Source organism: Oligoflexia bacterium (genome assembly GCA_034439615.1).
Taxonomy (GTDB): Bacteria; Bdellovibrionota; Bdellovibrionia; order JABDDW01; family JABDDW01; genus JAWXAT01.
The window spans coordinates 1-12,888 of the sequence record JAWXAT010000022.1; the positions used below are offsets into that span (position 1 = coordinate 1).

At 39.9% G+C, this 12,888-nt stretch carries 13 protein-coding genes; 10 read left to right on the plus strand and 3 right to left on the minus strand.

Translation table 11 applies throughout. The features are described from left to right. The first annotated feature begins 406 nt into the window (after positions 1–406). Positions 407–1,390: a hypothetical protein gene (locus tag SGI74_04940; GenBank protein ID MDZ4676838.1), complete on the plus strand. Its 984-nt coding sequence runs from the start codon at positions 407–409 to the stop codon at positions 1,388–1,390. A gap of 8 nt (positions 1,391–1,398) precedes the next feature. Here the strand turns inward: SGI74_04940 and SGI74_04945 are convergent, their stop codons facing one another. Further along, a complete protein-coding gene (locus tag SGI74_04945) occupies positions 1,399–2,625 on the minus strand; it encodes an aspartate kinase (protein ID MDZ4676839.1) in 1,227 nt (408 codons plus the stop codon). A gap of 52 nt (positions 2,626–2,677) precedes the next feature. Between SGI74_04945 and SGI74_04950 the strand changes: the two genes are divergently transcribed. The 3 genes from SGI74_04950 to SGI74_04960 all read left to right on the plus strand — a co-directional run bounded on the left by SGI74_04950 (position 2,678) and on the right by SGI74_04960 (position 5,329). Beyond that, a complete protein-coding gene (locus tag SGI74_04950; GenBank protein ID MDZ4676840.1) occupies positions 2,678–3,334 on the plus strand; it encodes a M14 family zinc carboxypeptidase in 657 nt (218 codons plus the stop codon). After that, on the plus strand, positions 3,331–4,146 hold the full coding sequence (locus SGI74_04955; GenBank protein MDZ4676841.1) for a 2,3,4,5-tetrahydropyridine-2,6-dicarboxylate N-succinyltransferase: 816 nt from the start codon (positions 3,331–3,333) through the stop codon (positions 4,144–4,146). Before SGI74_04950 ends, SGI74_04955 begins: the two co-directional genes overlap by 4 nt. Positions 4,147–4,213: 67 nt before the next feature. After that, positions 4,214–5,329 (plus strand): esterase-like activity of phytase family protein, encoded by a 1,116-nt coding sequence (locus tag SGI74_04960; GenBank protein MDZ4676842.1) that lies wholly within the window; start codon positions 4,214–4,216, stop codon positions 5,327–5,329. On the opposite strand, the gene SGI74_04965 is transcribed toward SGI74_04960, so the two are convergent. After that, positions 5,326–6,690, minus strand: coding sequence for an NAD(P)/FAD-dependent oxidoreductase (locus SGI74_04965; GenBank protein MDZ4676843.1), 1,365 nt, complete (start codon positions 6,688–6,690; stop codon positions 5,326–5,328). The two genes, SGI74_04960 and SGI74_04965, sit on opposite strands and share 4 nt — an antisense overlap. Beyond that, the gene (gene kynU, locus SGI74_04970; protein ID MDZ4676844.1) at positions 6,683–7,933 is read right to left on the minus strand and encodes a kynureninase; all 1,251 of its coding nucleotides are present in this window, start codon (positions 7,931–7,933) and stop codon (positions 6,683–6,685) included. Before kynU ends, SGI74_04965 begins: the two co-directional genes overlap by 8 nt. A gap of 68 nt (positions 7,934–8,001) precedes the next feature. On the opposite strand from kynU, the gene SGI74_04975 reads away from it, so the two are divergent. Genes SGI74_04975 through SGI74_05000 form a run of 6 tightly spaced genes read left to right on the plus strand, consistent with a single transcriptional unit; the run spans position 8,002 to position 12,789 of the window. Beyond that, positions 8,002–8,631, plus strand: a complete 630-nt coding sequence (locus SGI74_04975) for a cyclase family protein (protein MDZ4676845.1) — start codon at positions 8,002–8,004, stop codon at positions 8,629–8,631. 7 nt (positions 8,632–8,638) lie between these two features. After that, positions 8,639–10,090: an aldehyde dehydrogenase gene (locus SGI74_04980; protein ID MDZ4676846.1), complete on the plus strand. Its 1,452-nt coding sequence runs from the start codon at positions 8,639–8,641 to the stop codon at positions 10,088–10,090. Further along, positions 10,087–10,473 carry a RidA family protein gene (locus SGI74_04985; protein MDZ4676847.1) on the plus strand — a complete coding sequence of 129 codons (387 nt, stop codon included), beginning with the start codon at positions 10,087–10,089 and terminating at the stop codon, positions 10,471–10,473. The genes SGI74_04980 and SGI74_04985 overlap by 4 nt, the downstream gene beginning before the upstream one ends. Continuing rightward, positions 10,473–11,009, plus strand: a complete 537-nt coding sequence (locus SGI74_04990) for a 3-hydroxyanthranilate 3,4-dioxygenase (GenBank protein ID MDZ4676848.1) — start codon at positions 10,473–10,475, stop codon at positions 11,007–11,009. Before SGI74_04985 ends, SGI74_04990 begins: the two co-directional genes overlap by 1 nt. Further along, a complete protein-coding gene (locus tag SGI74_04995; GenBank protein MDZ4676849.1) occupies positions 10,972–12,018 on the plus strand; it encodes an amidohydrolase family protein in 1,047 nt (348 codons plus the stop codon). The genes SGI74_04990 and SGI74_04995 overlap by 38 nt, the downstream gene beginning before the upstream one ends. A 33-nt stretch (positions 12,019–12,051) precedes the next feature. Continuing rightward, positions 12,052–12,789 (plus strand): SDR family oxidoreductase, encoded by a 738-nt coding sequence (locus SGI74_05000; GenBank protein ID MDZ4676850.1) that lies wholly within the window; start codon positions 12,052–12,054, stop codon positions 12,787–12,789. Positions 12,790–12,888: the final 99 nt, after the last annotated feature.

Below are 12,888 nucleotides of genomic sequence, written 5' to 3' on the forward strand. Positions count from 1 at the left end.
AGGAGTTGGTGTTGGAATTGGCGTTACGACCACAGGAGCTGGTGTTGGCTTGGGGACGGGTGAGGATTGCGATGCCACCGGCATCCCATCATCACTTTTTTTCGCCTGGCAGGCCAAAGTGGATATAAAAATCGCTAATACCAAAACCTGACCAACACTCTTATACATACTATTCGCCCCTTTATTTAATTTGTTACAGATTTAAGGTTGCAATATAAAAACCCGTCTGAACGAAGCACAACGCTTAATAGCCTATTCATTTGTTTGAGCATTTGACGTATGTAAAAGAATCAGACATCTGCCAACCGTACAAAGTCACTCCCCGCAAAATCTGCTTTCAAATGGGTTTTAAGGCCCAATGGGGTGGTATTACGCTTGCTCTAGTTAAGCTCAGAGGTGAACTTTTATGTTTAAACGAAGTTTCGGGTTATTGGCGATGCTCTTGGTGAGTATCAATCTCACCGCCAACACAGATCTTGATAATGAGATAAACTCATTAGAGTTATCGCTCAGACCTGCGAATGGCTCTGCACGCACAAAAGCATCTAAACGTATGAGCACGCGTAAGAAAATACCCTCGGCGAAAACTAATGCCCCCGTACCTACAGAATATTCGAATGTGACTTTAACCCGCCCCAATTCTGATGCTGAATTATCAGACTTCAGTGAAAAACAGTCGCCTACTTCACAAAGTGGACCCACTGCCGAAATGGCAGAAATTTCGGGTCGTTCTTATGGTGATGGTTTTGGAAAACGTGAGAAAAAATCAAATGGTTTCATTTTCCGTATCACAGGTTTTGGTGGTGCTTCATTTACAACATTTGACGGTAATGACCGCGGTAAAGTTATACCCAGTAGCGTAGATAATCCGTTTAGTGCAGGGCCAACAGGTTCAATTTTAGCTGATATCAATATTGGTTCTAGAAAATTTGTGATTGAAACCGGTGTGCAATTTACCCAAGTGGGTTCATACACGGGGTATACACCTGCTCATCAGACCAATACCCAATTCTCATCACCTTACGGTAACGGAACATACGATGAGAGCTTACTACTCACCTACATTGGACTTCCAATAAATGCTAAATACTTTTTAACAAGTGCCACGAGTTCATCGTTTTATGCAAAAGCGGGAATGCTTTTAAATTTCTTACAAAAAATCGAGTACAATAATTATGGAGCCACATTTCTCCAAGAAAATCGTTACGGCGGCTTTAATAATTTTGATGCAGTTTTCTCTGGCATGCTTGGTTATTCACTTCGAATGTTTAACAGCTTTCATTTAGTCATTGAAGCTGGCGGCTTTCAAGGTGTGATGCCCATCTCGAGCAACTTCGCTGTTTACAACGCAGGCTTTGTGTCAGGGCTTGGAATTTCTTATCTTCTTTAAATTACCAATTAGTCTTGGCGATCAAGTTGAAAGGCTGTGTGAAGTGCCTGTGCTGCTGCAGCAAGATTATTGTTATCAATAATTGCACTTACTTTAATTTCAGATGTTGTTACTAGGTGAATTGTGATTTTTTTATTAGCCAAAGTTCTAAAAAATTTCGCAGCCACACCAGGGTGATTACGCATTCCAACTCCAACAATACTCACTTTAGAAACGTCATCCATAACTTCAACTGTGGTCTTATCACCCAATCTTTTTTTAATAACTTCCAGTGAAGCCTTCACATCTTCATTGGGTACTGAAAATGCCAAACGCTGTTGTCCGTCATCATTATGACTTTGCGTGATGATGTCTACCACCACACCCTTTTGAGCAAGGTCTTCAAAGAGACATGCTAAAATTTCTGCTCCATCGGGAATGGGGAAAAGTTCAATAACTGAAGTTGATGCCTCATGTGTGAGACTAGATACCACCGGATTTTCCATTATTTCTCCTTCAGGAACAACCCAAGTTCCTTCGCGCTCTTCAAATGTCGAGCGGACATGTATACGAACTCCGTACTTGGCTCCAATTTCTACACTTCGAATGTGAAGAACTTTAGAACCCAAAGAGGCCATTTCAATCATTTCTTCAAAAGACAATTTAGAAATTTCACGGGCTTTAGGAACAAGTCTCGGGTCAGCGGTAAAAACCGCCGGCACATCAGTATAGATCTCGCATTCTTTAGCACCTAGTGCAGCTGCGAGTGCAACACCTGTAGTGTCAGAACCGCCTCTTCCTAAGGTTGTGATATTATCAAATTCATCAACACCTTGAAAACCTGCAACAACAGGTATGATTCCATCTTCTATATCTTTTAAAATTCGTGAGCTATCAATGCGCTGAATGCGCGCTTTAGAATACATTGAGTCTGTGTAAATTCCCAACTGATGGGCAAGATAGGGCCTAGCTTTCACACCCAGTTTTTCAAGAGCCATGGTCATAAGGGCCACAGAAACTTGTTCACCTGAAGCCACGAGCATATCGTAGGCAGGGCCACGATAATGGGGATAAATCTTATCAGCCAACGCAACAAGGCGATTGGTTTCACCTGACATAGCTGAAACTACAATAACAGGAGCAAGACCTGGCTTTTTATCACGAATCACCCTCATGGCGACGTTATTGATTCTGTCTATACTACCTACAGAGGTACCGCCGAATTTCTTGACCGATACTTGAGTTTGGGATTTCATAGGACTCCTAAAACTTCTTAGGCTATATTACCTCAAGGAGAAGCATCTGCAAATGCGAAACTTTATTTTTGCCACAAGTGCACTTGGTTTAGCGATCCCAGCCTATGAGTTTGGAGATTCGGGGCCACAAGTTCTAATTTTAGGTGGCGTTCATGGTAATGAAATTGAAGGAACCACCGCAGCTTTTGGTCTCTTAAAACACTTCTCTGAAAAATTTGATTATAAATTGCAGCTGACATTAGTACCGGCTTTTAATATCGACGGCGTGATAAATCAAAAAAGGCTCAATGGCCATGACGTGGATCTTAACCGTAATCTTCCTACTAAAGATTGGAATCCGAAGACTTTTGATCCGAAATACCCACCCGGCCCGCACCCTAATAGTGAACCTGAGAACCTAGCTTTGGTAAAATTCTTAGACAAAATAAAACCACAGTTCATTTTATCCCTTCATTCTTGGAAGCCGCTTCTGAACGTAAATGGAAACTGTATGGCCGAAGCAGATATACTTCAAAAAATCACAGGCTATGAAATTCAAGAAGAAATTGGTTATCCAACCCCAGGATGTTTGGGAACTTACGCTGGTCTTGAGCGTGGCATGCCTACACTCACCTATGAAATTGAACGTGACTTAGCCTTAGATAAAGTTCTGGCCATTCATGTGCCTGCTATTTTAAAAGCATTAAAGTTGACAGAAGGAAGAAAATGAAAGACTTAAGCAAAATTATTTCACAAGCCTACGATGGAAACATCGATTTTAAAAAAGCCATCGTTGTGAAAGCCGTTGAAAGTGTAATTCGTGATCTCGATAAAGGGAAACTTCGCGTTTGCACACAAGAGGGCAAAAGTTGGGTCACTCATCAATGGCTCAAGCAAGCCATTTTGTTGTATTTTCGTCAGCGAAAAATGTCAGTGATTAAAGCAGGTGCACTACAGTTTTTTGATAAAGTGCCCCTTAAAAAATGGACAGGCAAAGAAGGTGTACGTGTAGTTCCCCATGCTCTCGTACGTTACGGAGCACATGTCGCAAGTGGCGCCATTTTAATGCCAAGTTATGTGAATATCGGAGCCTTTGTTGGCGGCGGCTCCATGGTTGATACATGGGCGACCGTTGGAAGTTGTGCTCAAATTGGTGAAAATGTGCATCTCTCTGGAGGAGTTGGAATTGGGGGCGTATTAGAACCCATTCAAGCAAATCCTGTTATTATCGAAAACAATGCGTTTATAGGCAGCCGTTGTATTGTTGTTGAGGGAGTGCATGTTCAAGAAGGCGCGGTACTAGGTGCGGGGTGCGTGATCACAGCAAGTACAAAAATTTTAGATGTCACGGGTTCTCAAGTAAAAGAATACAAAGGCTTGGTACCTAAAAATTCAGTGGTGATCCCCGGGACGATTCCTAAAATGTTCCCTGCGGGTGAATATGGGGTCCCCTGTGCACTTATCATTGGTCAGCGAAGCGAAAAGACAAATTCAAAAACCTCACTCACAGAGGCCTTGCGAGAATTTAACGTTCCGGTTTGATGTTTTCTGGCATGGAAAATGTAAGTAATAGAATGAAATATTAAATGTGTAGGGCAATAGAATGATTATGAAATATCTGACTTTTTTACTGATTCTAACTAGCTCTATATCAAATGCAGAGATCACTAAACTTCGATATATCGACGACATTAGTTTTCCAACAGGCACGACATTTCAAAACTCAGAAATTGGCGGGCTCTCAGGGCTTAGTTACAATAAGAATTCACAAAAACTTATCGCAATTTCTGATGATCGCAGTCAACGTGGGCCTTCGCGTTTTTACGCATTTGACATCAATGTCACTTTAAATAAGTTAACCGTAAAACCCACAAGTATGGTTTCACTTCGCACTTCAAATGGGCAAACTTTTTCAATGCTCCGTCTTGACCCTGAGGGAATCGCGGTCACTGAAGCAGGGCGTGTTTTTGTTTCATCTGAAGGTGATATGTCGCAGATTCCTCGCCTCAACCCAGAACTTTTTGAATTACAAAGCAATGGTAATTTTGTTCAACCACTATCTGTTCCGTCGTTATTCTTAGCACAACCTAGTGGAGTACAAACTACAGGAATTCGAAATAATTTAGGTTTTGAAAGTCTCACACTTAGCCCTGATGAAAAGAATATTTTCACAGCTACTGAAGAAGCTCTTTTGCAAGATGACTCAGGAGCCAGTTTTGCTAGAGGTTCTAGAATTCGCATTCTTGAATATGTGCTTAACGATCAAAACGTTATTCCCGCACGAGAATTTGCCTATGACATTGAAAAAATCCCCACACCTTTAGGTTTTCAACCATTGTATGGCAATAATGGGCTTTCTGAAATGGTTTCACTGGGTAACTCTGAATTTCTTATGCTTGAAAGAAGTTTTGTCCAACGAGATAAATTAATGCAGCTCAATGTTAAAGTATTTCATGCAAATTGCAAGCTCGCTACAGATGTGTCAAGTATTGCGAGTTTAAAAGTGGCACCTCTCACGATTATGCCTTGCAAGAAAACTCAGATCCTCAGACTTGAAACATTTCGTGGGCTTTTAAGCTTTAATCACATTTTAGATAATATCGAAGGCATGTCGTTTGGACCAATACTACCAAATGGTCGACGCAGTTTAATTTTAGTCAGTGATAACAACTTTAATACAAAACAACACACTCAGTTCATGGCATTTGAAGTATTTGAAAACTAAAACATTTCTGATTTGAAATCATGTTTTTGTATAAATGGTGATATCTCACTATCGATTAACTTTTGAGCCTCATCTTTTGAAAGCTGTGAGACATCCGTTATGCCAGCGCATAATTTTTTTAAAATCTGATCTTGAATCACACCTATCTCTTGAGCTAGCGCATAGGGCACTAACGTGTAAGTGATCAATCGATAACGCGTTTTATAAGCATCAGGAAATTGTTCTTCAAGCCAAGCTTCAACTTTTTTTCGCAATTGAAATTCAGGCAAACCTACTTTTGAACTCATCTCTACCCAATTTTCTAAAGCCATATCAGCTATAGCATTTGCATTGGGCATGCGCGAGTTTTCATATTCAGATAAAATCTTTTGCCAATCACCACTGTGTTTACCCATGAGATCTATTAAGACCGTACAATCTTCAAAACCACAATTCATGCCCTGCCCGAAAAAAGGGACAATAGCGTGAGCAGCATCGCCAATCAAAGCGACAGAATCATTAAGTATCCATTTTGCACAACGAACTGTACCCAAAGCACCTTGGGGGTGATTTTCAAATTCACTTATATAATTTGGCATAAGGGGTACGGCATCTGAAAATTCAGAATTAAAAAGGTTTTTAATATCATCTCTTGATTTTATTTTATCAAAACCAAATGCCCCTTGCTTTGGTAAATACAAAGTCATTGTGAAACTGCCGTTTTGGTTTGCCAATGCCATAAGCATATGAGAACCACGGGGCCAAATATGAAGTGCGATTTTTTGAAGAGGATATTCTTTTTGTTTTACCGCTGGCATTAAAAGTTCTTTATAATCAGCTTCAAGCCACTGGGTGTTTTCTTCATAAATAGCGGGGTTAAATTTTGCTAACGCTTTTCTAACCTGACTGCCTGCTCCATCAGCACCAAAAAGCAAATCATAAGTAACTTGGCCATTAGATGACTTAAAAGACTTTGCAGTAAAATCAATTGAATCAATTGTTTGATCAAAATAAAATCTCACACCAAGTTTTACGGCTTCTTTAATCAATAATTTATTAAATTCACCACGTGAAATTGAATAATTGCATTCATGATCACGCCCGTAAGGCTGAAAGGTTTGCTCCCCCGATTTTGCATGAATCATTCTACCATATACAGGAACTGAAATTCCAAGCGCTTCACTTAAAAGCCCCGCACACTTAAGAGCATTGAGCCCACGCGAAGTGACCACAAGATTTATAGACCGCGCCCCGTCGGCACTATCTTTTCTTGGGTCACTGCGTTTTTCATAAACAGAGACTTCATGACCACGATTGCGCAGTAATACTGCTAAAAGTGAGCCCACAAGACCTGCACCAATGATTGTTACTTTTTTAGTCATGCATCAACTCATCAAAAATTTCGACAAGCTTAAAAACATCGGCAAAAGAATTGTAAAGCGGAGCTGGTGTTGCTCTAATGATATCAGGCTCACGAAAATCTACAAAAACACCACGCTTATGAAGTTTTGAAATCCAAGATTTTGGGTTTTCTTTAAAACTCAAACATAACATTGAACCTCTATGGGGCAATGATGGTGTCAAAATAGAAATTTCTGACCCCAATCGCTTACGCAAAAGCCAATCCATGTAATTTGTGAGTTTATCTCCTCTTGCCCGAAGTTTTTTCATTGTCGCTTTATCAAAAAGCTCCATTGAGGCACGTAAACTTGCCAGTTGAAATATGGGCGGGTTACTCACCTGCCAAGCTTCAGCCGTCGGCAATGGGTCAAACTGTGGGCCCATTTTAAATCTTGTTGATTTATTGTGACCCCACCAGCCTTCAAAACGAGGAATGTCTTTTTGGCCTAAATGATTTTCGTGAATAAATATTCCAGCAATTCCACCAGGGCCAGCGTTGAGATATTTATATGAACACCAAACGGCAAAATCTACGTTCCAATCATTCAGTTGCAAATAAAGATTGCCTGCGCCGTGGGCAAGATTAAAACCAACATACGCGCCAGTTGCATGTGAGGCTTTTACGATTTTTTCAAAATCAAAACATTGCCCAGAAAGATAGTTACAATTCCCAAGCATAACGAGGGCTAAAGTATCACCAAGTTTTATAATGACCTCTTCAATATCTTCATGAGGTTTGAGTTCCACAATTGTCATTGATGGATCAAAACCATGAAAACGCGCTTGACTATCAACGGCGTATTTATCTGATGGAAACGTATTGCTCTCAATTAATATTTTATATCGTGACTTAGTGGGCTTATAAAAACTCACCAGTGCTGTATGCAAATTTACTGTGAGTGAATTCATTGCCACTACTTCAGTAGGTTTTGCTCCAACAAGACGCGCGAAACTGGCGGTTAGATTTTCATGATACGGCAGCCAAGGATGTTTACCCTCAAAATGCCCCTCTACGCCATACTTCGCCCACGCATCTAATTCTTCATCGACATACGTTCGTGCGTTTTTGGGCATAAGCCCCAGTGAATGACCGGCGAAATAAAGCACAGGTTTTCCTGATTTCGTTTTTGGAAAATGAAATTCTTTACGAAAGCGCGAGAGTGGATCTTGCGCGTCCATTTTATTTGCAGCCTTTAAACTATCATGTGCGTCTGTAAAATTCATTCTCGACACATTTTATACGTTTCATATAAGGTAAATCAAGCAAAGCTGGTATTGATTTGGAGGTCTGTTTGGAGGGTCGTGAAATCTTAGACATCTCACCTTTGATAAACAACAAAATCGCTGTATTCCCCGGTGACACCCCATTTCAAGAAGAATTCTTGATGGATATGCATCAAGGGCACAATCTTACACTATCAAGCATTAAAACAACCGTGCATGTGGGAGCACATACAGATGCCCCCAATCATTATTCAAAGTCAGGATCAGGAATCGATCAGCGAAGCCTTAATTATTACTTTGGAAAATGCCAGGTCATCGAAGTTAGCCTATCGCGCGGTAGTCGAATCAAAATAGCAGATTTAAAGAATCAAAAAATCGAAGCACCGCGTATTCTTTTTAAAACTTTGAGTTATCTTGACCCATATCAATGGAATAACGATTTCGTTAGTCTATCGGGAGAGCTCGTTGAACACTTGGCTTCTAAAAAGGTGAAACTTGTTGGTATTGATACCCCATCGATTGATCTTGCCGATGACAAAGTTTTAGAAAGTCATCAAGCCGTTGCTAAAAACGATATGGCAATTCTTGAAGGTATTGTTTTAGATAAAGTTCAACCAGGTATTTATGATTTAATTGCACTACCTTTAAAAATTGAAGGTGCCGACGCCTCACCTGTGCGTGCGGTTTTATTGAGATAACTGACTGATGGAAAAAATATTAAATTATATCGACGGCATACTTGTCGAACCACTTGAAAAAAAATATCTCGACAATATAAATCCATCACGTGGAAAAGTTTATTCGTTGATTCCTGATTCAAATGAAAAAGACGTTGCCCTTGCAATCAGTGCGGCCGCAAAGGCCCACCCCATGTGGTCTCAGTCATCAGTTGAAGTGCGCTCAAGTTTTTTAAAAAAACTTAGTGTTGCCATTGAAAATAATTTAGAACAATTAGCACTTGCTGAAACCATTGATAATGGAAAACCAATTACCACATCACGCCAGGTGGATATTCCCAGAAGCAAATTAAATTTTGAATTTTTCGCTGATTGTCTTCTGAGGTTTCATGGCGAGGTATTTGAAACTCAAAACAATGCTTCAAATAAAGTGAGTTATTCACCATTAGGTGTTGTGGCTTGTATCTCACCTTGGAATTTACCATTATATCTTTTCACTTGGAAAATCGCCCCTGCACTTGCAGCCGGAAACACCGTCGTAGCAAAACCTTCTGAAGTCACACCCATGACGGCTTATTTATTAAGTAAGCTGTGTATAGAAATTGGTTTACCTCCTGGGGTTCTTAATATTGTTCACGGCACGGGATCAGGCGTGGGTACCCCACTTGTTACTGCCCGAGAAATTAAAGCGGTTAGTTTTACTGGGTCAACAGTCACAGGGCGCGCTATTGCACAGGCAACAGCCGGGAGTTTTAAAAAATTATCATTAGAAATGGGCGGTAAAAATCCTAATATTATTTTTTCAGATTGTGATTTTGATAAAGCACTTGAAACAACTGTTCGCTCAAGTTTTGCAAATCAAGGTCAAATTTGTCTATGTGGTTCTAGAATTTTTATCGAAAAATCTTTATATTCAAAATTTCGTGATGCTTTGGTTGAAAAAACTAAGTGTTTACGTATGGGCGATCCGTTGGAGGCCAATACCGAACAAGGGGCCCTTGTTTCAAAGGCCCATATGAATAAAATTTTATCGTATTTAGATTTAGCAAAAAAAGATGGTGGTAAAATACTCACTGGTGGTTCAAGAGCAAATATGACTGGCGACATCAAAGAGGGCTATTTTGTTTTACCGACACTCATCGAAGGTTTAAATTTTGATCATGAACTTAATCAAGAAGAAATTTTTGGCCCCGTGGCGACGTTGATTCCATTTAACGATGAAAATGAACTTTTAGATATGGCCAATTCCACACGCTTTGGATTATCTGCGAGCATTTGGTCACAAGATTTAAACAAAGCCTCACGTATCGCAAATAAATTAGATTCAGGAATCGTCTGGATCAACACTTGGATGGTCAGAGATTTAAGAACACCTTTTGGCGGAATGAAAGAATCAGGCGTAGGCCGTGAAGGTGGTTTTGAAGCATTAAAATTTTTCAGTGAAACAAAAAATATCTGCATAAGCACGGAGATAAAATGAGTAAAATAAATTCTTCAAATGCACCTAAGCCTGTTGGTCTTTACCCCCACGCGCGTAAAGTTGGTGATTTTTTATTTTTATCAGGTGTAGGGCCTCGTCAGGCAAAAACCGATAACATTCCACCAGGTATTGAAGAGCAAACCAAAAGTGTTTTTGAAAATGTGCGCGCAATTTTAGAAGAAGCAGGGGCTTCATGGAATGATCTTATCGATGTAACAGTTTACTTAACAAATATGAAACAAGATTTTCCCGCATATAATAAACTTTGGGCTGAATATTTTAAAGATAATCAACCATGTAGAACAACTGTTGAGGTGACTGCCCTTCCAACTCCCATTTCCATTGAGCTAAAATGCATAGCTTATGTTTCGGAGAAAAAATAATGAGTCCGTTTCAAGCTATTGATTTTAAAAAATGGATTGAAGAGAACCGACATCTTTTAAAACCACCTATTGGTAATAAAGTTATTTGGAAAGATCATGAGTTTATCGTGATGGCTGTGGGAGGGCCAAACGAACGCACTGATTTTCACGTCAACCAAGGTGATGAATTCTTTTTTCAGTACGAAGGCAAAATGACATTAAGAGTTTTAGACCCCGACGGGCATATTAAAGATGTTCACATTAAAGCTGGAGATATTTATTTATTGCCAAAAAACACTCCCCATTCTCCTCAGCGCGAAGCCGGCAGCATTGGTCTTGTCTTAGAAAGACAACGAAGAGAAAATGAAATCGATGGACTTCAATGGTACTGCGAAAAATGTGAAACAAAATTATACGAAGAATTTTTTAAACTCACAAATATCGAAACACAATTTCAGGCAGTTTTTGAACGCTACTATAACAGTGACCATATAAATTGCAAAAAATGCCATCACGCTAATGGTAGAAAATGGTCGATCTGGAAGTCCAATGCTTAAAATTGATATTCACACTCACATATTACCGCCCGAGCTTCCTCACTTTAAAGATAAGTTTGGTTATGGGGGTTTTATTGATCTTAAACCCTGCACAAACTCTCATGACGTAGACATGTTTGATGATTCAGGTAAATTTTTTCGCCGCGTGAAACAAAATTGTTTTGATCCAAAACTCAGACTTAAAGAATATGCAAAACATGATGTTAAAGTTCAGGTTTTATCAACGTTACCCGTGATGTTTAATTATTGGGCTAAACCCCAAGATTGTTTAATCGTTAGTAAATATCTCAATGATCACATTGCTAATGTTGTTGAAAAAAATCCAAAGCAGTTTATTGGTCTTGGTACTATTCCATTACAAGACCCACAATTAGCTGCAAAAGAAACTGAGCGCTGTATAAAAGAATTAAATCTTAAAGGAATTCAAATCGGCTCACATATTAATGAGTGGAATTTATCTGACCCAGCACTTTATCCATTTTATGAAACATGCGAAAAACTAGGCGCCTCACTCTTTGTTCACCCGTGGGATATGATGGGTTCTGACCGAATGCAAAAGTATTGGCTCCCCTGGCTTGTCGGAATGCCCGCAGAAGGTGCACTTGCCATAAGTTCAATGATTTTCGGCGGTATTTTTAAACGCTTTCCAAAACTGCGCGTAGCATTTGCTCATGGTGGTGGTTCGTTTCCATTTACTCTTGGCCGCATTCAACATGGCTTTGAAGCTAGGCCTGATCTGTGTGCGATTGATAATAAAACTTCTCCTGAGAAACATATTGGTAAGTTTTTTGTAGATAGCTTGGTACATGATATCGATGCTTTAAAATTTTTAGTAAAAGCCATGGGCCGAGAAAATATTTGCTTAGGCACGGACTACCCGTTTCCTTTAGGTGAAGATAAACCTGGGAAATTAATTAAAGATGCAAAACTTGATAAAGCCACACAAGAATGGCTCTATCATAAAGCAGCGCTGAAATGGCTGGGAATGAAAAAATCTGAACTTGAATGAATTTGTCTGAACATGAATGAGGAAACTTAAAAAATGGATTTACAACTCAAAGGTAAAAAAGCGCTAGTCATGGGGTCATCAACAGGTCTTGGTCGCGCCATCGCAGAAGGCTTAATCGCTGAAGGTGCAGAAGTCGCAATTTGCGCACGAAATGAAGCACAACTAAAAAAAACTGCTGAAGAAATTAAAGCCACAGCTTATTTTACATGTGATCTCAGCATCGCAGGCCTTGCCAATGATCTTGTTGAAAGAACAATTAAAAAATTAGGTGGTCTTGATATTTTAGTTACAAATACAGGCGGTCCCGCTCGAGGGAACTTTTTAGATATCACTATTGAACAATGGGAAAAAGATTATCAAAGTGTGTGGATGAGTGTAGTTGAATCACTAAACTCAGCACTCCCGCATATGGAATCAAAAGGCTTTGGTAGAATTATGATGATCACTTCAGTCGCAGCTCGAGAACCCCTAGCAAGACTTACAAGTTCAAACGGTTTGCGCGCAGGTCTAAAAGGCTTAGCAAAATCAATCTCCACTGAGTACGCAGCAAAAGGTATCACAGTAAATGTTCTCATGCCGGGCTACACAAACACTGACAGACTTAAAGAATTAAACTTAAGTGAAGAACGCATTAAACAAATGGTTCCTGCAGGAAGATTAGCTGAGCCAAAAGAACTCGCCGATCTCGCAGTATTCCTAGCATCACCGAGAGCAAGCTACATCACCGGACAAAGCATCGCAGTAGATGGCGGATTCATTAAAGGCAACTAAACTTCGGTAACTTCGGTACCCGGTACCTTTTTCGTTAGCAATGCGTCATATATCAGGCAGATTTTAAACCTGACCAAGTTACTATAGTGGATTGCCCCG